22 protein-coding genes and 3 pseudogenes are annotated in these 25,303 nt (G+C 67.5%); 17 read left to right on the plus strand and 8 right to left on the minus strand.

From position 1 onward, the window contains the following. Both JNW87_RS02700 and JNW87_RS02705 read left to right on the plus strand, forming a co-directional pair. Entirely contained in the window at positions 1–462 is a 462-nt protein-coding gene (locus JNW87_RS02700; protein WP_109801459.1) for a YidH family protein, read from the plus strand. After that, positions 459–863, plus strand: a complete 405-nt coding sequence (locus JNW87_RS02705; RefSeq protein ID WP_109801432.1) for a DUF202 domain-containing protein — start codon at positions 459–461, stop codon at positions 861–863. The genes JNW87_RS02700 and JNW87_RS02705 overlap by 4 nt, the downstream gene beginning before the upstream one ends. A 74-nt stretch (positions 864–937) precedes the next feature. On the opposite strand, the gene JNW87_RS02710 is transcribed toward JNW87_RS02705, so the two are convergent. Both JNW87_RS02710 and JNW87_RS02715 read right to left on the minus strand, forming a co-directional pair. Continuing rightward, the gene (locus JNW87_RS02710) at positions 938–1,474 is read right to left on the minus strand and encodes an aminotransferase class I/II-fold pyridoxal phosphate-dependent enzyme (protein WP_238452902.1); all 537 of its coding nucleotides are present in this window, start codon (positions 1,472–1,474) and stop codon (positions 938–940) included. A gap of 38 nt (positions 1,475–1,512) precedes the next feature. Continuing rightward, on the minus strand, positions 1,513–1,692 hold the full coding sequence (locus JNW87_RS02715) for a hypothetical protein (protein WP_109801430.1): 180 nt from the start codon (positions 1,690–1,692) through the stop codon (positions 1,513–1,515). 255 nt (positions 1,693–1,947) lie between these two features. Between JNW87_RS02715 and JNW87_RS02720 the strand changes: the two genes are divergently transcribed. Then, positions 1,948–2,565 carry a TetR/AcrR family transcriptional regulator gene (locus tag JNW87_RS02720; protein ID WP_238452903.1) on the plus strand — a complete coding sequence of 206 codons (618 nt, stop codon included), beginning with the start codon at positions 1,948–1,950 and terminating at the stop codon, positions 2,563–2,565. A 930-nt stretch (positions 2,566–3,495) separates the two neighbouring features. Here the strand turns inward: JNW87_RS02720 and JNW87_RS02725 are convergent. From JNW87_RS02725 to JNW87_RS02735, 3 genes and pseudogenes are all read right to left on the minus strand, one after another. Then, entirely contained in the window at positions 3,496–3,735 is a 240-nt protein-coding gene (locus JNW87_RS02725) for a hypothetical protein (RefSeq protein WP_146231031.1), read from the minus strand. Positions 3,736–4,536: 801 nt separating this feature from the next. Next, positions 4,537–5,004, minus strand: a pseudogene (locus JNW87_RS02730) (DUF2218 domain-containing protein); the annotation flags it as partial. A 378-nt stretch (positions 5,005–5,382) separates the two neighbouring features. Beyond that, entirely contained in the window at positions 5,383–5,523 is a 141-nt protein-coding gene (locus JNW87_RS02735; protein ID WP_161557802.1) for a hypothetical protein, read from the minus strand. Between JNW87_RS02735 and JNW87_RS02740 the strand changes: the two are divergent. The 11 genes and pseudogenes from JNW87_RS02740 to JNW87_RS02790 all read left to right on the plus strand — a co-directional run. Continuing rightward, a pseudogene (locus tag JNW87_RS02740) lies at positions 5,515–5,669 on the plus strand (DUF2277 domain-containing protein); the annotation flags it as partial. The gene JNW87_RS02735 and the pseudogene JNW87_RS02740 overlap by 9 nt on opposite strands. 407 nt (positions 5,670–6,076) lie before the next feature. Then, positions 6,077–6,997, plus strand: a complete 921-nt coding sequence (locus JNW87_RS02745) for a CocE/NonD family hydrolase (RefSeq protein ID WP_238452904.1) — start codon at positions 6,077–6,079, stop codon at positions 6,995–6,997. 134 nt (positions 6,998–7,131) lie between these two features. Next, entirely contained in the window at positions 7,132–7,920 is a 789-nt protein-coding gene (locus tag JNW87_RS02750) for an IclR family transcriptional regulator (protein WP_109801426.1), read from the plus strand. Positions 7,921–8,095: 175 nt separating this feature from the next. Continuing rightward, positions 8,096–8,743, plus strand: coding sequence for an ABC transporter permease (locus JNW87_RS02755; protein WP_109801425.1), 648 nt, complete (start codon positions 8,096–8,098; stop codon positions 8,741–8,743). Between the two features lie 25 nt (positions 8,744–8,768). Next, positions 8,769–9,740 (plus strand): ABC transporter ATP-binding protein, encoded by a 972-nt coding sequence (locus JNW87_RS02760; RefSeq protein WP_201749575.1) that lies wholly within the window; start codon positions 8,769–8,771, stop codon positions 9,738–9,740. Positions 9,741–9,796: 56 nt separating this feature from the next. After that, a complete protein-coding gene (locus JNW87_RS02765) occupies positions 9,797–10,495 on the plus strand; it encodes an ABC transporter permease (RefSeq protein ID WP_238452905.1) in 699 nt (232 codons plus the stop codon). A gap of 57 nt (positions 10,496–10,552) precedes the next feature. Further along, positions 10,553–11,503, plus strand: coding sequence for a glycine betaine ABC transporter substrate-binding protein (locus JNW87_RS02770; RefSeq protein WP_161557801.1), 951 nt, complete (start codon positions 10,553–10,555; stop codon positions 11,501–11,503). Between the two features lie 29 nt (positions 11,504–11,532). Continuing rightward, on the plus strand, positions 11,533–12,354 hold the full coding sequence (locus JNW87_RS02775; RefSeq protein ID WP_238452906.1) for a carbon-nitrogen hydrolase family protein: 822 nt from the start codon (positions 11,533–11,535) through the stop codon (positions 12,352–12,354). Next, positions 12,347–13,180 (plus strand): DUF6282 family protein, encoded by an 834-nt coding sequence (locus JNW87_RS02780; protein WP_109801420.1) that lies wholly within the window; start codon positions 12,347–12,349, stop codon positions 13,178–13,180. The genes JNW87_RS02775 and JNW87_RS02780 overlap by 8 nt, the downstream gene beginning before the upstream one ends. Before the next feature lie 146 nt (positions 13,181–13,326). Next, complete coding sequence (locus JNW87_RS02785; RefSeq protein WP_109801419.1) at positions 13,327–16,176, plus strand: FAD-binding and (Fe-S)-binding domain-containing protein; 2,850 nt, start codon at positions 13,327–13,329, stop codon at positions 16,174–16,176. A 125-nt stretch (positions 16,177–16,301) separates the two neighbouring features. Then, positions 16,302–16,769 carry a hypothetical protein gene (locus tag JNW87_RS02790; RefSeq protein WP_146231030.1) on the plus strand — a complete coding sequence of 156 codons (468 nt, stop codon included), beginning with the start codon at positions 16,302–16,304 and terminating at the stop codon, positions 16,767–16,769. A 51-nt stretch (positions 16,770–16,820) separates the two neighbouring features. On the opposite strand, the gene JNW87_RS02795 is transcribed toward JNW87_RS02790, so the two are convergent. Then, positions 16,821–17,018 carry a hypothetical protein gene (locus JNW87_RS02795; RefSeq protein ID WP_109801417.1) on the minus strand — a complete coding sequence of 66 codons (198 nt, stop codon included), beginning with the start codon at positions 17,016–17,018 and terminating at the stop codon, positions 16,821–16,823. A gap of 418 nt (positions 17,019–17,436) precedes the next feature. Further along, on the minus strand, positions 17,437–17,916 hold the full coding sequence (locus JNW87_RS39175) for a response regulator transcription factor (RefSeq protein ID WP_109801416.1): 480 nt from the start codon (positions 17,914–17,916) through the stop codon (positions 17,437–17,439). Positions 17,917–18,091: 175 nt separating this feature from the next. Here JNW87_RS39175 and JNW87_RS02805 point away from each other — a divergent pair, with 175 nt between their 5' ends. The 3 genes and pseudogenes from JNW87_RS02805 to JNW87_RS02810 all read left to right on the plus strand — a co-directional run bounded on the left by JNW87_RS02805 (position 18,092) and on the right by JNW87_RS02810 (position 24,261). Continuing rightward, on the plus strand, positions 18,092–20,695 hold the full coding sequence (locus tag JNW87_RS02805; protein ID WP_146231029.1) for a M14 metallopeptidase family protein: 2,604 nt from the start codon (positions 18,092–18,094) through the stop codon (positions 20,693–20,695). A 448-nt stretch (positions 20,696–21,143) separates the two neighbouring features. Then, positions 21,144–21,392 (plus strand): annotated as a pseudogene (locus JNW87_RS41240) (hypothetical protein); the annotation flags it as partial. Between the two features lie 208 nt (positions 21,393–21,600). Beyond that, the gene (locus JNW87_RS02810) at positions 21,601–24,261 is read left to right on the plus strand and encodes a M14 metallopeptidase family protein (protein ID WP_238452907.1); all 2,661 of its coding nucleotides are present in this window, start codon (positions 21,601–21,603) and stop codon (positions 24,259–24,261) included. Between the two features lie 313 nt (positions 24,262–24,574). Here JNW87_RS02810 and JNW87_RS02815 read toward each other — a convergent pair whose 3' ends face one another. Further along, positions 24,575–24,904, minus strand: a complete 330-nt coding sequence (locus JNW87_RS02815) for an integrase core domain-containing protein (RefSeq protein WP_201749581.1) — start codon at positions 24,902–24,904, stop codon at positions 24,575–24,577. Positions 24,905–25,303: the final 399 nt, after the last annotated feature.

Consider the following 25,303-nt stretch of genomic DNA (forward strand, 5'->3'; position numbering starts at 1 on the left):
ATGTCCTGTCCGCGTCGACAGGCCGACCCGACCGGCGCAGGCGCGTCACGTGGCGCTCTTTCTCCTGCCGGCTCCACCTGCTTGGGCGGGCCGACGTCCTCGGGCGCGTCGACGCGGTGGCCTCGCCGGGTCTTCAGTCTGGGCAGCGACCCGGATCCACGGTTCAGCCTCGCCAATGAGCGGACATTTCTGGCGTGGATCCGTACCTCTCTGGCGCTCTTCGCCGCAGGCGTGGCGTTGGAGGCGGTGAACCTGCCGATCGTGCCGGGATTCCGCCGGGCGTCAGCGATCGTGCTGATCCTGCTGGGCGCCGCCGCCCCAGCCCAGGCATGGTTTGGCTGGGTCCGCACCGAGCTCGCCCTGAGGCTGGGAAGAGGCCTCCCGCCGCCGCTGATGGCCGTGCCGGTCGGTGCAGGTCTCATGCTCGTCGGCGTCCTGGTCCTCCTGGGCCTCATCCTGTGACCGGCGTCGGCTCCTCGCCGTCCTCAGGCACCTCCCCAGGTTCTCTCTCGTCAGGTGATCGCGGATTGCAAGTGGAACGGACGGTGCTGGCGTGGCGACGTACGGCAGCCTCCTTTGTCGTCGCGGCGGCCGTGGCCGGCCGTCTCCTCGTGCCGCACCTCGGCGGATGGGCCTTCCTGGCGGCCGTCGGCACCGCGATGACGGTCGTCATCGTCGCCGCGGCGGCTTTGCGACGGCGCCTTCGGCACTCCGATGCCCCGGCCGAGCCGGGCTCGGCCCTCCCATCCGGTCCCTGGCTGGCGGCGGTCACCATCGCAACCGCGGTTGGCGGTCTCAGCGTGGCGGTCGCTGTTCTGGGTGCAGATCACACTGACACGCACCCTCGTCAATTTCCGGCATGACCGTGGGCCCCGCGAGTCCCGGTATCCGCCCACATCCCGCGAGCCGCGGGGCTGTCGTTGATCGGCGAAGCTGGTCACCCCCGGGTGATGATCGGCTGTCCGCGGTCATGCTCCTCGAATGCGGCGAAGGCGAGCAGGTCGGCCACCTCGTCGACGTGCTCGTGGAGCCGGTTGGTCGCGACGCGGAGGAAAGGCTCGTGCGGGCCGGAGAAATAGCGGCCTCCCGGAACGACGGCCACGCCGTGCGCGGCGAGGGTGACCAGTGCGGAGCGTTCATCCTCGACGGGCATCCACAGGCTCAATCCTTCTGTGCCGCCCGTGTGTACGCCGCGGGCGGCCAGCGCCTCGGCGAGCGTTCGCCGCCGGGCTCGGTACGTCTCGCCGGCCTCGGCGACAAGCGCGCGGGTGTGCGAGTCGGTGAGCAGGTGGGCGAGGCAGTTCTGCAGGATGCGGCTGGTCCAGCCGCTGCCGAACGTCCGATAGACGCGCGCCCGCTCGATCAGCGCTGCCGCGCCACCGAGGACGGCGAGGCGCAGGTCGGGGCCGTGTGACTTCGAGTACGAGCGCAGGAAGACCACCCGATCGGGAAGGATCGTGCCGAGCGTCTGCACCGGCCCGGGGGCGAGGTCGGCCAGGCCGTCGTCCTCGATCACCAGGGTTCCGAGCCGTGTAGTGCGGCGGCGAGTTCCGCGCTGCGTGCCGGGTCGACGCTGTGCCCGGCCGGGGAGTGGGCGTGCGGTTGGTAGATGAACAGCACCGGCTTACGGCGTACCGCGTCGGCCAGGGCGTCCGGCCGGGGACCGCGCTCGTCGCGGGGGACCGGGATCACCTCGGACCGCGATGCAGGAGATTGGCGAGATCGATCCCGGGCTGGACGCCGAGCGGGCGGCCGCCCGCACTGCTCGCGGGCATCCAGGGCGGCCGTGGCGGTGCTGCTGGCCACCGGAAGCCTCGCCCACCTGGAGGCCGCGCTCGACGCGGGCATCGAGAGCCTGCGCGCCAGCCGCAGGGCCGCCCTCATGCCGGCAGGGACCTAGCCGTAACGGGGCTTACGGCCAAGGGCGCCGCCACGCGCGACCGCATCGTGCGCGCCGCCACCGAGCTCATCCTGGAACGCGGCGTCGGCGGCATGACCCTCGACGAGATCCGGGCCGGCACCGCCACCAGCAAGAGCCAGCTGTTCCACTACTTCCCAGATGGCAAGCGCGACCTGGTCGCCGCGATCGCCGATTTCCAGAGCAGCCGCGTGCTCGAGGCCCAGCGCCCGTGGCTCGACCAGCTGGACAGCTGGGACTCGTGGCAGGGCTGGCGGGACGCGGTGGTCACGCACTACCGCAACCTCACCCACAAGTACTGTTCGATCACCGCCCTGGTCAACGAGCTCACCCCGGCGGACCCGCAGCTCGCGGCCACGGTCGGCGCGCGCGCCGACCGCTGGTACGACCATTGGGCCGCGGGCGTACGCCGGATGCGCGCCAAAGGCCTGATCCGCCCGGACGCCGACCCCGAGCGGCTGGCCATGATGATCTTCACGGCACTGCAGGGTGGCCTGCTGGTGATGCAGGCGAAGGACTCAATCCCAGGTCCAGTACGACAAGCGTCTGGCGCGCTTCGTCCTGCTGGAACGGGTGATTGGCGTGATCTTCGCTGCGGTCGGCGTCATGTTCTTGATCGTTTTTGCCTACGGCATCGTGTCTGGTGAGCCGCTGCCTTCGAGCCGATAGGTAGCCGCGGGCGTCCGGATCTGCCTGGCGAGCGGTCCGCATCCAGTCCGCAAGAGGTCGGCGGACGGCGGGGGAGTGGTGTGAGACGTCGAGGGGCGTTTCCGCTGCTAGACCCCCATGCGCCCAGGTCGTCGGCGCTGGCAATTCGATCTCATAATTCTTCGGTCACCGTGCCCGTTGGCATGGGAGCTGACGGTCGACGGCGGTCAGCTCCCGGACGTGCCCACCGGCAGACTGGCGCAGGTCAACCCACGTCACTGCCGCGCGACGTCTGGCCGTATCCACACTTCCTAACCCATGTGGCACCGTGACGGACGGGCGACCGACTGGGGGACACATGAGCAAGAAGAGCCGATACATCGGTCCCAGCATGAGCAGGCCATACAGGGGGGTGCCTGAGCAGGCGGACCGCTTGACGCTGATCACTCATTGGCGGAACTTCGTGCCCGAGCGCCCTGTCCTGGTCCAACCCGGCGAGACCATCTGGATCGAGGACCACCGACAAGCTGAACACCGAAGGCCGCAATATCACCTCATGGTGAAGCGGAACAACGGCCAGCTGGACTCACACCCCGGCGAGCTGTACCGCTGAGGTGCTGCGACCAGCGCCGAAGCGCACGGTGCGGACTCCGATGGCTATACAGCCAGCGGTACAGCCAAGCCACCCGATCCGGGCCGGCATCCCCAGACGCCAGCAGACGCTCTGAACAGGGGTACCGGCCTCCCAGCAGGCCGCCGCGATCTTCTTCCAACCCCCAGGCCGGGCCAGGGTGCCACGCCGACGCTTGACAACCGCCATTGAGACTCGTCCGGTAGGGCGCTGCGCCTGTCCTCGCCAGGGGAGGCCGGAAGGTCTACGGCTGCCCGACGAGGAGATCCGCCGCAGGATGGATCCCCCTACTCCTGGCTCAGAACATGCTCCAGCCGACGAAGATCACCGCGAGCGCGACGACGGCGCTGGCCGCAAACAGGACCCGTCGCCACGATTTCCGCGGTGTTGTGGAACGCCCCAGGCGCCTCCACGCCCGCCGAGCACGCCAGCCGGGCGCGACCATGAGTTTTTCGGCGCCAGCCACACCATGCAATCCCGCGACGTACCGCGCGACGGTTTCCGCCGTGACGCCTTGCTCCTCGAATGCCGAAATCACGGCGGTTGAGATCGAACAGGCTTACGAGTTGCCCGTTCACCTTCGCCGGGCCGAAGGCGGACGTGACCACTGCGCCGACGTGATCCGTCCAGTGGTCGAATTGAGGAGCCACGGCCGCACTGTAGACGTGCCCTACGGTGGCGTCAGCCGTAACCGGCCCTCCACCGACCCAGTACCGCCGCGCCGAGCCGTCACCGCTACCGGTAGTTGGCGAACCGTGCTGCATGGCGGGGTGTCAGATGACGCCAGCTTGACCCCAGCGAAGCGCAACGCCGCGTCCTAGGAACGGCGGCACCGGCCGGCAGCGATGTGGTTCGCAGGCCCGGTAGCGGACGGTACGGTCGACGGTGTCGACCGAGAAGACCCCGCCGGGAAGGGCCAGCCACACAGCAGCGCCGGCCGCCCCATGCACCGGCCTCAAACCGACGCCGTCCACCGAGGCCGGCCCGGACATCCCGATCAGCGCGAGCAACGCGGCGGTCCCGACCGCCGTCCATCGCCGCCATTTCCTTGGTACGCGGACAGTCCCCTCCGCCGACCGCGAAGATCGCATCTTCGCCATTCTCGTACGGTATGCAGCCCGCCGTCCCGTCGGAGGCGCCGCCGCCTGTATCACCCGTCCGGGCCGACGAGCCCCACGGGAGCGACAAATGCAACCGGACGGGGCAAAGCCTTGGCTGCGTGCCCGATCCCTGCCCAGCGCAGAAGTCATCGCCGACCAACGCCGGCTGCGGGCCGAAACAGCCGCCGTCACTTCGCTGCCAACGACAGCATTGGTGCGCGGTGTGGCCGCGGTGAACGTCAGGTGTGGTCCGGGGTCTTGGTCGCCCGGCGGCGGCGGATACCGAAGCGGGTCAAGGCGACCAGCGCGATCTTGAGTACGACGAGTGCCACGACCACGTTGACGGCGACGCCCGTCCACCGCGATTCCGCCACGACCGCGCCCGCCAGCCCGACATGCAGACCGATAACCAGGACCACGGCCAACGCGAGGAGGATCGCCTGCAGCTTGGATCGTGGGAAGCCTCGGGGCTTCTTTGTCATTTCGCTGGTGAGTCGAAAGGGGGCGGCACCGGGAGCTTCGGACCGCTGCCAGGCCAACGTTAGTGGGTCGCGGAGGCTGAACCGCTCGAAGTCGCGGGTGATGACGTCCCGGATCCGGGCCATGCTGTCCTCGTCGGAAGCGCCGATTCGTACAGTCAGAGTGTTGCCGTCGGCGGTGAGCGTGGCCTGGCCCCATGGAGTGAAGGTGACGGTCTCGTTGGTGTCCGACCACTCGGCGTTACCTGCACCTCGCGGCGGGCCATCGTTGCGTGCAGATGCATTCGGGGGTGTGGCCGCCGCGGCTCATGGCGGCGGCGTGCTTGCAGAACTGGACCAGGTAGCGGCTGGCTCAGTCGGTCTGGATCTGAGCTTGCAGGATCGGCACGGTGTTCCTTCTTGGTCGTCTGTCGGTGGAGAGCTGGCCCCCGACTGATCGCGGGTGAGGCGCCGGGGTGGTCGAGAATCAGGTCCGAATGAGGGCGATGGGCCAGGCCGGGATGCCGCCCTCGTCCGTGAGGCTGTCGAGGATGGCCGCTTCGATCGAGTCGATGCGCCGGCACTCTGTGAAGCAGGCGGTGACGTCCTCCGCACGAGGTGCCGCAGTCAGGAGTTGGCCTGCGACTCCCGGAAGCACAGGACGAAGTAGCGACCACCCGACGGCATGACCGCGTGCAGCCCCTGCAGGTAGGCGGTGCGGTCCTGCTGGTCACCGAGGACCTGGACCAGCAGCTCGCTATCCAGCACGGTGCCGGAGGACTCCCGAGCCAGCCGCACAACTTTGAACCGCCTGCGACCGGCGATGAGATCGAGGCCGCCGCCACCAATACGTGCGCAAGGTCATCGGCACGACAGGGCCGTCCGCGGCCAACGAGGAGGCGTTCGGCGAGGCTCCGTTGCGTTGGGCGTCGCCAAGATCGAGGCAGACTTGAGCAGTGAAGTCGTCGACCCGGCCTGACTCGTAGCTGCCTCCGACGTCGCGTCCGCCGGCTTCCGGTTCCCGCCGGAGGTGATCGTGGTCGCGGTCCGCTGACCGCGGACCCGACCCCGGTTCAACACGTCCGCCGATCCGATAACGCAACGGCGTCTTTGAGAGCCCCGCCTCGGTCGAGGTTGCAAAATATGCATCGCCTGATTGCGCTCACTACATCTTGCGCTGGATAGTAGGCCCGTTGAGACCTGCAGCACACTCTCGGCGATCTGCGCTGGCCTCCCTGGGAAGCAGAAGCGGTGAAGGCGCCGGCCTGAGAGCAAGCGGGGGACTCGGCCAGCTCGGTCGGACTAGCACTAAGGAATCATCGTGATCCAGAAGGAAACGGCTTTCTACAGCGAGGGCAGCCGTCTCAAGGCCACCATCTACTACCCGGACGATCTGCCCGAAGGCGGGCAACACCCGGCGCTTGTCATCAACTCCGGCTATCAGGGGTTCAACGACTTCTACCCGAAGATGTTCGCTGGGCGGATGACCGAGCGCGGGTTCGTCTGCCTGGGCTTCGACTACCGGGGCATGGCGGACAGCGGAGGGGAGAAGGGGCGGGTCCTGATCGAGGAGCAGGCCCAGGACGTGCGCAACGCCGTGACGTTCATCCGCTCGCAGGAAGACATCGACACCTGCCGCGTCGGCCTCGTCGGCTGGGGCATGGGCGCTGCGAACGTCATCCTCGCCGCCGAAAAGGGCGGGGATGTCGCGGGCGTGGCGTCCCTGAACGGGTTCTACGACGGGGAGCGATGGCTCAAGTCCATCCACACCTACGACGAGTTCCTGAAGATCGTCGACGAAGTGGAGGAGGACCGAGTGCGCCGGGTGCTCCATGGCGAGTCCAAGCTCGCTGACACCTTCGCCCACTATCCGCTCGACCCTGCGACCGATGACTACGTCCGGAAGGAGCTGGCGCAGGTCTACGGCTTCGGGCACCCGACCCGGCTGCAGTTCACCGAGTCCATCTTGGACCTGAAAGTCGAGAACGTGGTGGCGAACCTCTCGCCCACACCACTGTTCATCGCGCACGGCGAGCGGAACTCGCTGCACCCCCTGGACGAGGCCCTGTCCCTGTACACGTCCGCCGCTTCGCCCAAGACCCTCTACACGGTCCACGGGCGGCACAACGACTTCATGTACAGCGACCACCCGGAGTTCCTGCTGCTGTGCGACCGCCTGAAGGAGTTCTTCGACGACGCCTTCAGTGTCTCCGCCGCTCCCGCCCGGAGCATCTCGGCCTGACCGTGACCGGAGCCGCCGGCGCAGGGCGGAGCCTGACTGGCTCCGCCCCGCAGCAGGAGGTTGCCCGCGGGCAAGCGATGCAGAAAATGCAACCGAGTGTTGCGTGTATCACACCCCCTGCCTAGGATTTCGGTATGGCTCTCGAGCAGAAGCAGGCTCCCACGGCGCAGACCGGCGCTTCGCGGGTGATGGCGATACTGGACGCACTCACGTCGGCCGATCCGGCCGTGTTCCCGGACGGGCTGGGCGTGGCAGATGTCGCCAGGATCCTGGGGCGCGACAAGTCCGTCGTGTCCCGCCAGCTCAAGAGCCTGCTCGAGACAGGCCTGGTTTCCAGGGACCCTTCGGGGCGCTACGAGCTGAGCTGGCGGCTCTTCGCACTGGCGGTGCGGGCGGGAGACCAGCGGCTGACCAAACTCGCAGCCCCTCTGATGCTCAGGCTGACCGAAACCGTCCGGGAGCGCACCTACCTGACCGTTCTCAGCGACGGTGAGGTGCTCACCGTTCACTCGGAGAGCTCCCGGCGATCGATCGAGGCCGTGAACTGGGTGGGCCGTACGGTGCCGGTGAACAGGAGCTCCAGCGGCATGGCCCTGCTGATGGACCACGAGGACGAGCACATCCTCGAGATGGTCCGGCGCGGCGAAGACGGGGTCTCGGCCCGCGAAGCCCGCGAGCTCCTTGCCCAGGTGCAGGAGGCCCGCAAGCGGGGATACACGGTCGCGAACCGGATCTTCGACCCGGAACTCCTGGGCATCGGGGCACCGGTGCGGGACTTCTCCGGCCGCATCAAGGCCGCGGTGAACATCTCCGGTCCCGCGTTCAGGATCGAGCCGCACATCCAGGCATTTGCCGGGCACCTGCTCTCGACAGTGCGGGCCCTGCAGACCTACCTCTGCTCCGACGTGCGCTCCTCCGCCTGATGATCCGAGAGATCCCTGACGGCCCGCCGAGGCCTACCGATACTCATCTATTAGAGGTCAGGACAACAACCATGCAGCATTTTGCTACACCTCTGCCCGAGCCCGGCGCCACCGGCCCACGGCAGCCGGTTCTCAACGCGGTTCAGAGCCGTGCCCGCGGCGGGCTGGGCACCCCATGAGCCTCGTCGCCTACATGGCCGACAATGCCGGCCGCCTGCTGTTCCTGACCCAGCAGCACATCGAACTCGTCTTGATCAGCGTCGCGATCTCCGCGGTCGTGGGGATCGGGCTTGCTCTCCTCACCCAGTCCAGCCCACGCCTGCGCCACGGACTGCTGTCACTGACTGGAACCCTGCTGACCATCCCCTCCTTCGCCCTGTTTGCCCTCATGATCCCCCTCCTGGGACTTGGCGTCGCCCCGACGATTGCGGCCCTTGCCGTCTACGGAGTCTTCCCGATCCTGCGCAACACGGTCACCGGCATCGAAGGAGTCGACCCGGCCATCGTTGAGGCGGCGCGCGGCCTCGGCATGAGCGCGGGACGGAGGATGCGCACCGTTGTCCTGCCTCTGGCCTGGCCGGTCATCCTCAACGGGATCCGAACGGCAACGATCATGCTGGTCGCAACAGCAGCCATCGGAGCCGTCGTACGCGGCCCGGGTCTGGGAGAGCTGATCTTCCGAGGGCTCGAGCGCATCGGGGGAGCGAACGCGCTGGAGGAAGTCCTCTCGGGAGTGATCGGAGTGATGCTCGTTGCTCTGGTCCTCGACCTGCTGTTCATCGTAATTGCCAAGATCACCGCTCTGCGAGGACTGAATGTCTGAAAGGCCCACCCCGAGCCCGGACGCCATGATCTTCCTGGACGGCGTCTCCAAACGATACCCAGGCCAGGAAAAGGCGGCCGTCTCCGAGCTTTCGATGGAGATCAAGCGAGGAGAGTTTGTCGTCCTGGTCGGCCCATCCGGATGCGGGAAGACCACCACCCTGCGGATGATCAACCGCCTCGTCGAGCCGACCCAGGGACGGATCTTCATCGACGGCAAGGACGTTACCCACGCCGACGTGGACCGCCTGCGGCGCGGCATCGGCTACGTCATCCAGCAGATCGGCCTGCTGCCCCACCTGACCATCGCGGACAACATCGCCCTCGTGCCCAAAATGCTCGGCGTGAAGAAGTCCGAACGCCGCCAGCGGGCGGAGGAGCTGCTGGAGATGGTCGGGCTCGATCCGGCCACCTACGCCGGTAGATACCCGAGGCAGCTCTCCGGCGGACAGCAGCAGCGGGTAGGCGTTGCCCGTGCCCTCGCGGCAGACCCGCCGGTGATGCTGATGGACGAGCCGTTCGGCGCCGTGGACCCCATAGCGCGGAAAAAGCTCCAGATGGAGTTCCTGCGGCTCCAGGGACGCATCCACAAGACGATCGTGATGGTCACTCACGACATCGACGAAGCGCTCCGCCTGGGCGACCGCATCGCCATCTTCGACCCCGGCTCCCGCCTGGCCCAGTTCGACACCCCCTTGGCGATCCTCAGCAACCCCGCCGACGACTTCGTCCGCGACTTCGTGGGATCCGGCGCCCCGGTTCGGCGGCTGTCCCTCCTGAAGGTCTCGGACGTCATCGCCTCCTCCGCGTCCGACGCGCCCGGCACACTGAACGCCATTCCGGTCGACGCCGGTGAAACCGTCCACAGGGCACTCGAGCTCGTGCTGACGGCAAGGGCAGAGGGTATCGAAGTCTGCGTTCCCGGGGGCGGCAGCCGCTACCTCGACCTCCAGGCCCTTCTTACCGCCGCCGCGCAGCCAACGAAGGTGCTCTCGTGAGCACCGTAGCAATCGAGGAAGCCTCTGTACCTGGCACACGTCGCTCCACGATATGGGTGCTCCCGCTGGTCGTCCTCGTCCTGCTAGGAGGCGTCTGGGCCTATGTCAGCTCCCTCACGCTGGACTCCATCGAGACCCGCACCCTGGCCCCCGAGGTCGTCCTGACCGCACTCTGGCAGCATGTCCAGCTCGTCATCACATCGACGCTCCTGACCATCGCCATCGGTGTCCCCCTGGGGGTGCTCCTGACCAGGCCCGGCACCAGAAGGGCAGGCGCCATCGTGCTCGCCGCGGCCAACGCCAGCCAGGCAGTGCCGTCCATCGGAGTGCTGGTGGTGCTGGCCATGGTCTTCGGCGTCGGCTTCTGGATGGCCGTGGTGGCGCTTGTGCTGTACGCCCTCCTTCCCGTGCTGCGCAACACCATGGTCGGGATCCGTCAGGTCGACCCCGCGCTGATCGACGCAGGACGTGGAATGGGGTTGAGCCCCAGAGAAGTGCTCTACACCGTCGAACTGCCCCTGGCGGTCCCGGTGATGCTGGCAGGCATCCGCGTGGCGTTGATCCTGAACGTCGGCGTGGCCACCCTCGCCGCATTCACCAACGCCGGAGGCCTCGGCTCCGTCATCTCCTCCGGCATCTCCCTCAACAGGATGCCGGTGCTCATCGTCGGCAGCGCCCTCACGATCGCCCTGGCCCTGACCGTCGACTGGCTGGCCGGACTCGCCGAGCGCGTCCTTCACCCGCGCGGCATCTGAGACCACTTCTCCCCCCATAACCGAACGCACCATCAACCACCACGAATGGATTCCCACATGCGCAAGATCATGCTTGCTGCCGCAGGTCTGCTCAGCGTTGTGCTCACCAGCGGCTGCGCTCTCACCAGCAGCGGCGCCGACCAGGGCGGCGGCCCCGCGAAGGACGGCCCCCTCAAAGGGGCCACCCTGAATGTCGCTTCCAAGAACTTCACCGAGCAGCTGCTGCTGTGCGAGATCACCGCCGAGCGGCTCGAGTCGCAGGGAGCGACAGTCAAGCGCACCTGCGGCATGAGCGGAACCAACGCCGTCCGTGCCGCGCTGACCAGCGGCGCTGTGGACACGTACTGGGAGTACACCGGCACCGGCTGGCTGGCCCTGCAGCAGACGGAGAGCGTCACCGACCCGCAGGCCCTGTACCAGAAGCTCAGCGCCATGGACAAGGCCAACAACGACGTGGTGTGGCTCCCGCCCGCAGCGGCGAACAACACCTATGCCGTCGCAGCGAAGACGGAGACGGTGAAGAAGCTCAACGTCTCCACCCTCTCCGACTACGCCAAGCTCGCCACGACGGATCCGGGAAGCGCCAGCTTCTGCGGCGCCTCCGAGTTTTTCGGTCGCAACGACGGGTGGCCCGGGCTGCAGAAGGCCTACGGTTTCAGCCTCCCCAAGGACAAGGTGGCAGAGCTGGCAGAGGGCCCGATCTACAACGCCGTCGCCAAGGGCAACCCCTGCAACTTCGGCGAGGCCTTCGCCACTGACGGCCGAATCTCCGCCCTCGAGCTGACCGTCCTGGACGACGACAAGAAGTTCTTCCCGCCCTACAACCTTTCCCTGAACGTCCGGGGCACCGTCCTAGACAAGAACCCGCAGATCCAGACGGTGATGGAACCGGTGAGCAAACTGCTCACCACCTCCGAGCTGCAGAAGCTCAATGCGCAGATCGACGTCGACGGCAAGACCCCCGAGGAGGTCGCCAGCCAGTGGCTCAGCGCCAACAAGCTGAAGTGACAGGTGGTCAGGAGCCTCACACGCTCCGTGTGGGGCTTCTCCAGACCGCGCCTGTCTTCGGCGCAGTAGAAGACAACCTCGCCCATATCGCCGAACTGCGCGGCAGCCTCGGCCCAATCGACTTCGCCCTCACCCCGGAGCTCTCGGTCAACGGCTACGGGTTCGCTCCCCACCGGGAGACAGACCTGTTCGCCAGCGACGACCCTCGGCTCGCCGCACTCGCATCCACAGGAGTCGGAGTCGGCTTTGCCGAGAAGAGCCCTTCCGGCCTGCCCTGGAACGCCTACCTCCTGTGCGATCCCCTGACAGGAACCCGACACCTCCAGCGCAAGCTCCATCCCGTCTCGTACGCGCCGTGGAACGAGCACCTGTCGTTCCAGCCCGGCACGGAGCTGCAGACCGCCGGCTTCCGCGCCGCCAGGTTCGCCACAGCCATCTGCAATGACATGTGGCATCCCGTCGTCCCCTGGCTGGCGGCCCAAAGCGGGGCCGAAGTCCTGGTCGTGCCCGTGGCCAGTATTGAGGGATCCGACCCCACGGGGATCCGTCGCACATGGGAGGTGATTCTGGAACACGCAGCCGTGCTGTTGCAGTGCTACGTCGTCTTCGTCAACCGCTGCGGCACGGACAGCGGGGCCCGGTTCTGGGGCGGCTCACGCGTTCTGGGCCCGGACGGCAGCGTCCGTGCATGCCTCGGGGACGAGCCAGGGGCCGCCGTCGCCGAGCTCGACATCACGGCCCTGCGCCGGCTTCGGGCCGAAGTCCCCCTGCTCGCAGAATCCCGAACTGGTTTCCTTGCCGGTGCGCTCGCGACGGGCCGCATCTCCGAACGAGAGCAGGCGCATGTTTGACGTCCATGTACATGCCGCCCCCGATGTGCTCGAACGGATCGGCTACGACGACCAGATCGGGGACAGCTACGCCGCGGCCGGCTACAGCGGCTTCGTCCTGAAGGCCCACCACGAATCCACCGTGGGCCGGGCCAGCGCCCTCAGCCGCTCATCAGGGCTGGAGGTCGTGGGGGGAATCGCCCTCAACCGTGCCGTCGGCGGGATCAACCCGGCAGCTGTCCTCTCGGCCCTGTCCACAGGCGGTCGGGTCGTGTGGTTCCCCACGGCAGACGCCCACACCCAGGAGAGTGCCCACCTGCCACGGCTGGCAGACCTGGACGAGCGTCTGGACCGCTCCGTGCTGTCCGTCCCCCCGGTCCTGGCCCCAGACGACGAAGCCGCGAAGGACGTCGCCCTGGTGCTCGACCTCATCGCCGAGCACGACGCGGTGCTGTGCACAGGGCATCTCAGTGGCGAGGAATGCAGGTGGCTGCTCGAACAGGCCCTTAACCGGGGCATCAGCAGGTTCCTGCTCACACACCCCTCCTACACCGTCCCCGCCATGAAGGTGCAGGAGATCGCCGAGCTCGCCGATAAGGGCGCCCACGTCGAAATCACCGCCTACCAACTCTTCCACCAGCCCGGGATGACAGCTTCCAAACTGGCCGCCGTTGCTCAAGCAGCAGGGTCACGTCTGGTCCTTGCCTCTGACGCGGGACAGCCCGACAGCCCAGAACCTCCCTCGGCCCTCGAACAGCTCATCGCCGCGCTCTCCGCCCAAGGACTGGACCCTGGATGGCTCCAGGACGCCGCCAGCGATACCCCCAGCGAACTCGTTCTCCCGTAACGGCCATCAGGGGAAGCGGCTGAGCCGCGAGAAGTCTTTTCGTCCCCAGTCCGTCTGCGAGATCGAGAGACGCAGACACGACTCCGCTGCGAACGGATCCATACCAACCCCAGCAGACCAGGGCCCATCAGGAGTGGCACGAGAAAATGGCCTCGACCGTGACAGATTCCCCGAAGGCCTCCGCCGAGGCGTTCCTCGACGACCTCCGCGTACGCCTCGGTGGCCTCGTCGATGACTCGTCCCTGACCAGAGCGCTCTATTCGACCGACGCTTCGAACTACCGGATCGTCCCCCAGGCCGTGCTCATGCCCAAGTCGAAGGACGACGTGGTCGCAGCTGTCGGCATCGCCCGCGCCCACGGGATTCCCGTCACCGTCAGGGGAGGAGGCACCTCCTGCGCCGGCAACGCGGTAGGCCCCGGCCTCGTGATCGACTTCTCCCGCTTCATGAACCGCATCCTCTCGGTCGACCCCGAGTCCTCGACAGCCGTGGTCGAACCTGGGACGGTCCTGAGCACGCTCCAGAACGCGGCCCTGCCCTTCGGGCTGCGGTTCGGCCCTGACCCCTCCACCGCCACCCGCTGCACGATCGGGGGGATGATCGGCAACAATGCGTGCGGTCCGCACGGCCTCTCCTATGGGCGCACGGCCGACAACGTGGTGTCAATGACCTGGCTGACCGGCCACGGCGAGGTCATCACGGCCGGCTCGGGGACCAATGCGCTCAAGGCCGTGCCCGGCCTGGACTCGTTCGTCTCGGAGAACCTGGCCGTGCTGCGCACCGAGTTCGGACGTTTCGGACGCCAGATCTCCGGCTACTCCCTCGAGCACCTGCTCCCAGAGAACGGACGGAACGTCGCAGCTGCCCTGACGGGTACCGAAGGCAGCTGCGGGATCCTCCTCGAAGCCACGGTCAGGCTCGTCCCCCGGGCATCGGCGCCGGCTCTGGCCGTCCTCGGCTACAGCGACATGGCCGCCGCCGCGGATGATGTGCCGAACCTGCTCCCCTTCCACCCGCTCGCCCTGGAGGGCCTAGACGCACAGCTCGTCGATGTCGTCCGCCGGGCGCATGGCAGCGCCAGCGTCCCGAGGCTGCCCGCGGGCGGGGGATGGCTGATGGCGGAAGTTGGCGGCGCCACCTCAGAGGAGGCAGTCGAGGCGGCGCAGAAGCTCGTCACCGCCGCCAGCTCAGCTGACGCGGTCGTCCTGCCCGCAGGCCCCGAGGCGACCAGGCTCTGGCAGATCCGCGCCGACGGTGCCGGCCTGGCCGGACGCACCGCCGCCGGCGAGCAGGCCTGGCCCGGCTGGGAGGACTCCGCTGTTCCCCCGGAGAGGCTCGGAGACTACCTGCGCGGGCTCGAAGCCCTCATGGCCGAGGAGGGCGTCTCCGGGCTGGCCTACGGCCACTTCGGCGACGGGTGCGTCCACGTCCGCATCGACTTCCCGCTCGAGGTCGGGGGCGCACTCATGCGCAGGTTCCTCGAACGCGCCGCGGCCCTAGCCGCCGAGCACGGCGGCTCCCTGTCCGGCGAGCACGGGGACGGGCGCGCCCGCTCCGAGCTGCTGCCCACCATGTACAGCCCGAAAGCCCTGCGCGCGATGGAGGCCTTCAAGGCCCTCTTAGACCCCGAGGACCTCATGAACCCCGGCGTCGTTGTCCGCCCGGCACCGCTGGACGCCGACCTCCGTCGTCCTCAGGCCCTCCAGATCCGCGCCACCGACGGCTTCGCCTTCGCGCACGATGGCGGAAACATCACCAAGTCCGTCCACCGATGCGTCGGGGTGGGGAAGTGCCGGGCCGACCTGCGCGGACAGGGCGGATTCATGTGCCCCTCGTACGCCGCCAGCCGGGACGAGAAGGACTCCACCCGAGGCCGCGCGCGGACGCTCCAGGAGATGCTCAACGGCGGAGTCCTCACGCTCGGCTGGAGCTCCCCCGAAGTTCACGAGGCCCTCGACCTGTGCCTGAGCTGCAAGGCCTGCGCCAACGACTGCCCCACAGGCATCGACATGGCCATGTTCAAGTCCGAGACCCTCCACCAGACCTACAAGGGGCGCCTGCGTCCGCTCAGCCACTACACCCTCGGCCGGCTTCCGCAGTGGCTCAAGCTCGCCGCGCCACTGGCCCCACTCGTCAACCTCGCCAGCCGCATCCCCCTGCTTCGCAAAACCATGATGACGATGATGGGCGCAGACACCCGCCGGTCATTGCCACCGCTGCCCCTGACGCCGTTCCGCTGGAGCAAGCCGCCCAAGCCTGGCAAAGGGAAGACGGACGGGCACAAGGTCTTGCTCTGGGTCGACTCCTTCTCGGACGCCATGGCTCCGGACATCCCCCGGGACGCCCTCAAGGTCCTCTTCGCCGCCGGGTGCGACGTCGAGATCGCCAGCCCCGGAGCCTGCTGCGGCCTGACCCTCATCTCCACCGGCCAGCTCACCGCCGCCAAAGCCAAGCTCCGCAAGACACTCGACCTCCTCCTTCCCCACGTCAGGGACGGAAGGACCGTCGTCGGCCTCGAGCCCAGCTGCACCGCCACGCTCCGCTCGGACCTCCTCGAGCTCCTTTCCGACAACCCCCGCGCCGCCGAGCTCTCCCGCTCGGTCAAGACCATCGCCGAGTTCCTCACCTCCATCGACTGGACACCGCCGCAGGCAGCCGAGAAACTCCTCGTCCAGCCCCACTGCCACCACTACTCCATCATGGGATACAACGCGGATCAGGCGCTCCTGGAAGCCATGGGCTGCGACGTCGAGACCTCCGCAGGATGCTGCGGCCTCGCCGGAAACTTCGGCATGGAGAAGGGCCACTACGAAGTCTCCGAGAAGATCGCACAGGGCGGCATCCTCGCCAAGGCATCCGCTAGCCCGGACCGGCAGATCCTTGCCGACGGATTCTCCTGCCGAACTCAAGTGCACGACCTCGCTGGCCTCGACAGCCGCCACGTCGTGCAGATCATCGCCGAAGCCCTCCGGCACGAAACGACCACACAAAGGTAACCGTCGTGATGCCGAGTTCCGGGCGGCCAAGCCTTGGCGGTCATCAGCGCAGAGTCGCCAGCTGCCTGGCGCGGCAGGGGAGCCCGTCGGGTATCGAGGCGTGTCGCGGCAGTACCGTGCGCGCCATGATCCGCAACGCCATGATCATAATCCCTCTCCTCGCTCTGCCTCTGACCGCTTGCGCGGGCACCGCCGACAAGCCAGACGCCGCTGCGTCCTCGACATCCGCGGCTCCTTCGGCGACCGCGCCGCCAACTGCGGCTGCCAGCCCGACCGCGCACTCGCCAGATGGGCAGGAGGAGCTTCGCCAGGCGGTGGTGGCGTACTCGGACGCCTTCCTCGACGCGAGGCCCACGGTCGCGTACGACCTGTTCTCCGCCAGGTGCAAGGATCGCGTGACCCTCAGCGAGTTCACCGGCATGCTGACTGCGGCCAAGCAGATGTACGGCAAGGCGATGCCGCTCAAGACCTTCGACGCAGAGGTTTCGGGTGATCTCGCTCGAGTGACCTACACGTACGACGTGCCTGCGCTGAACCAGACCAAGGAGCCGTGGGTGCGGGAAGACGGAAAGTGGAAGCAGGACGACTGCTAGGAGAACGAGCGGCGAGCGCTTCACCCAGGGTGTCCCCAGGAGCTGCACGGGCTACTCGCAGCGGTCTTCGGAGCCTCGCCCGTATGGCTCGCAGCAGTCGGGGCGGTGGCGGTACACGCGCAGGTCCCGTCCGTGCCGGTGTTCCACCGCCGGCGTGATCTCGTACAGGCAGGCTCGCCACACAACAGTCTCCCCGCCTCCCGGGACGACCTGACCGTCGCCTGGCCCGCCGCGCAGCAGCACGTCCACCCGCTTGAGGTTATGTGGCCTCCGGGCAGGCAGTGTGCAGTACGAGCGCTCGCCTCCGACACGGGGGTGGGAAGGGCTGCAAGGCAGGCTATGACTCATCGGCTCCGCCTGCTGCCGGGTCCAGGAGGCAGCCGGTCCCCATGCCGTTGTGATTGGCGCGGGGACCGGTTGTCGGTGGCCTGCGGCGGCTGCTCCACCTGCGCGTGCCGTGGCCAGCAGCCGGGCGGCGGCCTCGCCGACTGGGTCACCTTCGTCGTCGAGCCCGTGGGCGCGCCACACTGCGGCTAGGGCGAGCCTGGGTGGTTCCACGCCGTCGCCCGGGTGAGCCTCGACCCGCATAAGGCAGGCCAGCCGTGCTTGCGCTGGAGTACCTTTCGGCCTACGTGAAGCCCATGAAGACCGGCCGGGTTGGCAGCGACTATCCAGGTTGGGCCAGGAAGTCTTCAAGCTCCTGACGTGCGAGGTTCAGTTGTTGGTCCTCTGCGCCGTGTATCCGATCGCGGTCGGCAAGGACCTCCTGGAATTGTCGCGCGGCTTGGGATCGGTTGCCGTTCTGGCGGTGGTATCGCGCAAGGTCCCAGCGCGAATCGAGTACGTCCGGGTGGTCGGCTCCCAGTGCGCGGATCAGGTCCGGCAGAGAAGCTTCGGAGGTCGACGACTCGCCGCGAGCGGTCAGCACGATGATGCCGACAGCGGCGCTTGCCGCCCGCAGCGATCGGCAGACCGCCAGCCCATCGCCGTCAGGCAGGTTCAGATCAAGCAGCACCAGGTCGGCGGGCCCGGCGGCGACAGCTGCCGCGACGGTGCCGGCGTGCTCGACCAGATATCCGCGCCGTTGCAGCGCCGTCGCGAGTGCGCCGGCGACCCGGATGTCGTCCTCCACGAGCAGCAGTCGCATGCGGCGATTCTGTCCGTAGAGCGCCGATTCCGATACTTATCGATCGAAGCTCAAGAATTCCTCAAGGTCGCTGCGGGCGTCTTCCTGGCCACTCTGGCCACTGCTAGACAGTCTTCAATTGGAAGGGCCGCCTGCCCTGGCACCCCTTACCCCGCACGTCTGGAAAGAGGAAGCCGTGAAGCGAAGAAGGTACCCCCGCCTCGCCCAGCTCTCGGTGCTCGCGGTGATGCTGGCCGGCGTACCCGCAATCAGCCTGACCACGTCCGGTAGCGCCGCCGCGGCGGCGAACGTCCCGACGTTCGCCTCGGTGGTCGGCTGGGAGCCGTGCGCCGACTACAAGCTCGCCACCTACGAGCAGGTCGCCGACTACTACCGCAAACTGGACAAGGCCAGCGACCGGATGCAGCTGGTCGAGATCGGCAAGACCGAGGAGGGTCGCCCACAGCTCATGGCGATCATCTCCTCCGAGAAGAACCTGAAGAAGAAGAACCTCGACGAGTACCGGAAGATCTCGGCTCAGCTCTCAAGATCGCAGGGCCTGACGGCCGAGCAGGCGAAGGGGCTCGCCGCGAAGGGCAAGGCAATCGCCTGGGTGGACTTCGGCATCCACAGCACCGAGGTCGCCAGCTCGCAGACCGCGCCCCTGTTCGCGTACAACCTGCTCACCGACGAGTCCGAGCGGGGCAAGCGGATCCGCGAGGACGTGGTGACGCTGGTGGTGCCGAACATGAACCCGGACGGGACTACCGAGGTCGCCGACTGGTATATGAACAATCTCGGCACGCCGTACCAGGACAGCACCTATCCGTGGCTGTATCAGAAGTACGCGGGGCACGACGACAACCGCGACTGGTACATGTACAACCTCGCGGAGACCCGCAACATCGGTAACCAGCTCTACCACGAGTGGTTCCCGCAGCTGATCCACAACACCCACCAGACGGCCGCGTTCCCGGCCCGCATCTTCGTGCCGCCGTTCAAGGACCCGACCAACCCGGACATCCCGGCGGAGGTCACCCGCGGCGTCAACCTGGTCGGCTCGGCGATGACCGCGCAACTAGACCGGGAGGGCAAGACCGGTGCGGTCTCCCGCCAGCAGTACGACGCCTGGTGGAACGGCGGCATGCGGTCCGTGCCGCAGTACCACAACATGGTCGGCCTGCTCACCGAGACCGCGCACGCCTCGGCGACGCCGGCGTTCTACGACAAGGCGACCTTCCCCAAGACGTTCCCGGACGGCACCTCCACCTCGGAGCCCTCGACCTTCTACCCCAGCCCCTACCAGGGTGGCGAGTGGCACCTGCGGGACAGCTGCGAATACATCAACACCGCGTCGTTTGCGATGCTCGACATTGCCAGCAAGGATCGGGAAAACTGGCTGTACGACAGCTGGCAGACCGGTCACCGGCAGATCCAGGCCGGCGGCAACGAGGTCTACGTGGTCCCCGCCGATCAGGTTGACTTCCCCACCGCCGTTAAGATGATCAACGCGCTGCGGTGGGAGGGCATCGAGGTCGAGCAGGCTAGCGCCGCGTTCCGCATCGGTGACCGCGACTATCCGGCCAATTCATTCGTTATCCGGGCCGCTCAGGCATACCGCGCCGCCGTGGTCGACCTGCTTAACCCGCAGGTCTATCCGGACCGGCGGCAGTTCCCCGGCGGGCCGCCGGAGCGTCCCTACGACATCGCCGGCTGGACGCTGCCGATGCAGATGGGTGTGACGGTCGACAAGTTCAACCAGCCGTTGACCATCAACTCGCAACCGGTCGAGTGGGCGCAGGTGCCCACCGGCGCGGTGCAGAGCAATCCCACGTACGGCTTTGCGTTCGACCCGCGGGTCAACGACAGCGCGACCGCGATCAACCAGCTGCTCACCGAGGGTGAGACTGTCTACCGGGCGACCGCCGCGGTCAGGACCCGCGACGGCGAGCTGCCGGCCGGCACGTTCGTGGTCAAGACGCGGGCCGGCGCCGACGGCCGGGTCGCCGCGGCGGCCCAGCAACTCGGCCTGTCGGTGGCGGCGGTGGACAAGGCGCCGGCGGCTCAGCGCCGGATCGCCGCGCCGAAGGTCGCGCTCTACAAGGCGGCGGGCGGCAACGCCGACGAGGGCTGGACCCGCTACATCCTGGAGCGGTTCGGCTTCGGCTGCACCTCGTTGCTGGACAAGGAGATCCGCACGAACACGTCGCTGCGCAAGTCGTACGACGTGATCGTGCTGCCCGACGCGTCGTACTCCTCGATGCTCAACGGCCGCAAGCCCGGCACGTTGCCGGAGGAGTACACCGGGGGCATGACCGCCGCCGGCGTGGCGAACTTGAAGAAGTTCGTCGAGCAGGGCGGGACCCTGGTGACCCTCAACCAGGCGTCGCAGCTACCGATCCAGGCGTTCGGCCTCCCGATCACCGACGTCACGGCCGGGGTACCGAGCGACAAGCTGTACGTTCCCGGCTCGATCCTGCGTTCGACCGTCGACCCGACCAGCCCGGTCGCCTACGGCATGACCCCCGAGTACTCGGCGTTCGCGTCGTCCAGCCCGGCGTTCGCGGTCGCGGACGGCGCGGTCGGCGTCACCACGGTCGGCGCGTACCCGGCCTCGGGGCTGCTGAAGAGCGGCTGGCTCCTCGGCGAGAACGTCATCTCCGGCAAGGCCAACGTCCTCACCGCCGAGCTCGGGGAAGGCCAAGTGGTGGTCCTCGGCTTCAAGCCGCAGCACCGGGCGCAGTCGCACGGCACCTACAAGATGCTCTTCAACGCCCTCTACCTCGGGGCGACGGGCTAGCAGGTACCACGCCCGCGCAACGTCCCCGGCCGGCTCGCTGGCGAGGGGCGTTGCGCGGCAGCGCCACGTCGAGCTGAGCCGACCCCTTCCCTCCACAACACCGGCGTGGTCGCCGCGATGCTGACGGCTCGCGTAAACCCCGCACGATCCATTGACCCCCGAGCAAGGTGGACCAACTCATGAACCACGCGCAGAACGAAGGGCTGAGCCGGCGCCGCATCCTGGGCGGAGCAGTCGGACTGGCCGCTGGAGCCGCGCCCGTCGCGGCGGGACTGCGTCCGGCGGCGCGTCCGCCGCTTCCGCGCAAACCGCGCCCGATCTCGCCAGCTGGCGCAAGCAAGCGGCGCACGTGACGATCATCCGCGATGACTGGGGGGTCGCGCATGTGGCGGGCAAGACCGACGCCGATGCGGTGTTCGGGATGATCTATGGCTAGGCCGAGGACGACTTTAGCCGGATCGAGACCAACTATCTGGTCAGCCTCGGCCGCCTCGCCGAGGCCGAGGGCGAGGGCGAGAGTGTGGTCTGGCAGGACCTGCGCCGCCGGGCTGTTCGTCGATCCCGAGGTGCCGAAGGCGGATTTTGCGAAGAGCCGGCCTGGTTGCGCAGGCTGATGCTGGCCTGGGCCGACGGGCTGAACGGCCACGGCCATCCACTGAGGGAGCGTGGCCGCGCTCCCCCGGGCACGTCCGTCTGATCAGGGGCTGACAGCGCTGCTGACCTATCGCTGTCTGAAAGAACGGGAGCATCCGGAATCCGGGCCGACGCCACCTGGTCGCCCTGGCGTACCAGGGAACCACGCTGCGGAGGCAGCACGAAGGACCTACCGGTAGCCGCGTGGGGACGCGCTATCTCCACACCAGATGACGGCCGGTCGGCAGACCGGCCACGGAAGGCGATGCCAGATGACAAGCAGTGAAACCTCAGGCCTGTCCCGTCGCATGTTGCTCAAGTCCACGGCGGCGGTCGGTGCCGCGGCAGCCGCGACGACCGTGATCCACCCCGATGCCGCGTCGGCTCAGCCGCGCGCGGCCCAGCCCATCGACGCGCTGGCCGCCGCGAAGGCCGCCGCGATTCCGACCCCGGAGCAGTACTTCGGCTTCCGCATCGGGTCCGACGGCAAGCTGGCGACCTGGGACAAGATGCTCCCGTACTTCCAGCTCATCGCCGAGAAGAGCAACCGGGTGAACCTCGAGGAGGTCGGCAAGACCACCGAGGGCAACCCGTACGTGTTGCTCACGATCAGCTCGCCGAAGAACCTGGCCAACCTCGACAACCTCGTCGAGATCAACAGTCGGCTGGCCGACCCCCGCGGGTTGTCCCCGACCGAGGCCGAGGAGCTCGCCCGCACCGGCAAGCCCTTCTACATGGTGTACGCCGGCATCCACTCGACCGAGGTCGGCAACTCGCAGGCCACCATCGAGTGGGCGCACCGCCTCGCCACCGAGCAATCCGAGTACATGAACAACATCCTCGATGACCTGGTGATCCTGCTGGTGCCCTGTCAGAACCCGGACGGGCTCGTCAAGGTCAACGACCACTTCGCCGCCACGGCGGGCACCAACTATTCCCGTACCTATCCGGACCTTTACCAGAAGTACACCGGCCACGACGACAACCGTGACTGGTTCATGCTGACTCAGGTCGAAAGCCATCTGGCCACACAGATCCAGAACAAGTACCACCCGCAGGTGCTGCAGGACTCGCACCAGGCCGGCTCGAACGCGCCGCGGATGTTCACGCCGCCCTACCTGTCGCCGTACGACCCCAACATCGACTCCATAACCGTGCAGCAGAGCGACTCGCTCGGCCTCGCGATGCAGCGGGGAATGACCGCCGCCGGTATGAAGGGCGTCGGCTGGGGCATGACGTACGACTACTGGACCCCGTCGCGGCAGTACTGCGTCTACCACAACGCCGTGCGCATCCTCACCGAGGCGGCCAGCTGCTCGAACCTCGCCTACCCGCTGGTCAGCAACAGTCCGATCGGTTCCCAGCACTCGACCATCAGCTTCATCGAGCCGTACGACCAGAACACCTGGACGCTGCGGCAGATCGTCGACTACGTCTCACAGGCCTTCTACTCGGGCATTGAGGCCGTGGCGTACGACCGCTACAACTGGCTCTACAACTTCTACCGGGTCGGGGCCAAGGCGGTTTCCCGGACCGGCGCCTGGATCATCCCGGCCGGCCAGCGGGACCCGCAGGCGGTCCGCGACGCCGTGGACATCCTGCACACCGGCGCCGTCGAAATTCGTCAGGCGCAGTCGGCGTTCAGCGCCGGCGGGCAGCAGTACCCAGCCGGGTCGTACATCATCTACATGAACCAGCCCTACAGCGGGTTCGCCGAGACGCTGCTGGAGGTGCAGGAGTACCCGCACCTCCTGCAATACCCCGACGGACCCCCGCAGCGACCGTACGACGTGACCGCGCAGACCCTGCCGATGCTGCTCGGCTTCCAGGCCAACCTGGTCACCAGCGCGTTTTCGGTTAGCACCAAGCTGCTCAGCGCGATCAAGCCGGCGGCGGTCACGATGCCGGCGCCACCCCCGGCCACCGGCGCGTACGCGCTCGGCGCGGAGTCGTACGGCGTTTTCCAGATCGTGTCCAAGCTGCAGAAGCAGGGCATCCCCACCTTCCGGGTTGCCAAGCAGTTCGCCGACGGTGGCCGCACCTTCCCGGCGGGCACGTTCATCGTTCCGCCGACCGACGCCGCCCGGCAGATCCTGCACAACCAGTCCAGCAGCACCGGAATTGCGGTCTTCGCCCTCTCGGCGGTGCCGCGCATCGAAGGCGTACAGCTTAAGCCCGACACTAAGATCGGTCTGCTCAAGCCGGCGAACAACCTCCAGTCCGGCTGGCTGATGTGGATGTTCGACCAGTACGGCGTGAACTACTCGGTCGTCAAGGCGCAGGACTACACGAACCTTGCCGGCAGGTTCGACGCCATCATCATGCCGACCGGCGTGAGCAAGAGCTCCATCACCAACGGGTTGAACCCCAACAACTACACGGCGGAGTGGAGCTGGGCGTTCGGCGTCGGCGACGACGGCTGGAACAAGCTTCGCGACTTCGTCACCGCTGGCGGGACGCTGGTCGCGTACGGCAGCGGGGCGAACACCGCGCAGCAGCTGTTCGAGCTGCCGCTGCGGTCCATCCTGCCGTCCGACTCGTCGGTCTTCTATTGCCCTGGAGCGCTGCTGAGTCAGGAGATCGACAGCAACAACCCGGTCGCCTGGGGTATGGATCCGAAGAACCCCGCCTGGTTCGACGAGGACCGTGCATATGAGCTCACCGACCCGAACAAGTACCCGGTGCAGGTCGTGTCGAAGTACCCGCACAGCGGCGAGCAACTGCAGAGCGGTTGGTTAATTGGTGGCGAGTACCTCAACGGCGCGGTGAACGGTCTGTCCTGGACCGTGGGTCGCGGCTCCGTCGTCACCTTCGGTAGCGAGATCGGGTTCCGCACCTGGAACCGGGGCGAAGAGAAGATGATCTTCAACGCGATGTACCAAGGGCCGTCGCAGAAGCTCACGCCGGATCAGTTCCAGCGCCTCGGGCGATAGTCCCACCCGCCGGCTAAGGCGGGGTCGCACTGCGGCGCCGCCTTAGCCTCGATCCGGCTCTACTGACGTTCTCGTGGGTTCAGGTCTCATGATTGTCCGGGGATGACGCTGCTGACGCTGCTGGCGACCGAGGGCGTCGACCTGAGACCGACAATGGTTGGCCGTCGTACGACACTCGTTCCTTGCCGCTGTTGCCATCGTCATGAAGATGTAAGCGCAAGCCGACGAGGACGTTGGTGCGTCCGCGACGGCGGAGGCGGTGAACTCCGCTGCGCTGGCCGCACGACCTGTGGGGCTCGCAAAGTCGGTTCGGCTACGCTGCCTGCGAATACTCGTTGATCAACCCGCCGAGGATCGGGCGCCGTCGGATCCTGGTGGCGGTCAGGTCAATGACTCCCGGCGACGGGTTGGGCGGCTGCTGGCCGAGTGATCGATGTGGGCGATGGCTGTTGTAGTGGGTCGTGTACCCGGCGAGGACGGCTGCGAGGTGGCGTTCGCCGACGATGAGCATCCGGTCGGTGCACTCCCGGCGTACGGTGCCAACCCACCGCTCGGCGTTGGCGTTCGCCCGAGGCGCCTGCGGCCGGGTTTGATCACGTCGATGCCTTCCGCGGTGAACACCGCGTCGAAGACCGCCGTAAATTTCGTATCGCGGTCGCGGAGCAGGAACCGCAGCAAACCCTCAACGTCGAACACCGAACCGTCCGGGCAGGGGTCGAACACGCCCTGGCCAGGATGAAGTGCTTCAAGATCCTGCGCCGACTACCGCCGCGCCGCCCACACATTGACCGACGTCGCTTCAGGCATCGCCAACCTCCACAACATCATCCTCACCGGCTGACCACCGGTCCCGCGCCGGGCAACACCTTCACCCCGTTACGAGACGTCCCTTAGGCTCGGTCCGCGATGAGTCCGCAGCAGCACGAGCCGCGGCCGGTCGAAGGTACGTATTCAGCTTGAGTGAGCTGGGGGCATCCACGGTCCGGTGGTGAACAGCTGTTTGAGCACGTCGAGTGCGTCCAGGCCGTGCTTGGCGGCGGTG

The sequence above is a fragment of the Micromonospora sp. ATA51 genome (genome assembly GCF_016802855.1).
Taxonomy (GTDB): domain Bacteria; phylum Actinomycetota; class Actinomycetes; order Mycobacteriales; family Micromonosporaceae; genus Micromonospora; species Micromonospora sicca.

What these genes read in the sequence shown, in the direction of transcription:
- JNW87_RS02700 (WP_109801459.1), top strand. Translation starts at nt 1, where the DNA reads ATGTCCTGTCCGCGTCGACAGGCCGACCCGACCGGCGCAGGCGCGTCA.
- JNW87_RS02750 (WP_109801426.1), top strand. Translation starts at nt 7,132, where the DNA reads ATGGCTCTCGAGCAGAAGCAGGCTCCCACGGCGCAGACCGGCGCTTCG.
- JNW87_RS02755 (WP_109801425.1), top strand. Translation starts at nt 8,096, where the DNA reads ATGAGCCTCGTCGCCTACATGGCCGACAATGCCGGCCGCCTGCTGTTC.
- JNW87_RS02760 (WP_201749575.1), top strand. Translation starts at nt 8,769, where the DNA reads ATGATCTTCCTGGACGGCGTCTCCAAACGATACCCAGGCCAGGAAAAG.
- JNW87_RS02770 (WP_161557801.1), top strand. Translation starts at nt 10,553, where the DNA reads ATGCGCAAGATCATGCTTGCTGCCGCAGGTCTGCTCAGCGTTGTGCTC.
- JNW87_RS02780 (WP_109801420.1), top strand. Translation starts at nt 12,347, where the DNA reads ATGTTTGACGTCCATGTACATGCCGCCCCCGATGTGCTCGAACGGATC.
- JNW87_RS02785 (WP_109801419.1), top strand. Translation starts at nt 13,327, where the DNA reads ATGGCCTCGACCGTGACAGATTCCCCGAAGGCCTCCGCCGAGGCGTTC.
- JNW87_RS02790 (WP_146231030.1), top strand. Translation starts at nt 16,302, where the DNA reads ATGATCCGCAACGCCATGATCATAATCCCTCTCCTCGCTCTGCCTCTG.
- JNW87_RS39175 (WP_109801416.1), bottom strand. Translation starts at nt 17,916, where the DNA reads ATGCGACTGCTGCTCGTGGAGGACGACATCCGGGTCGCCGGCGCACTC.
- JNW87_RS02810 (WP_238452907.1), top strand. Translation starts at nt 21,601, where the DNA reads ATGACAAGCAGTGAAACCTCAGGCCTGTCCCGTCGCATGTTGCTCAAG.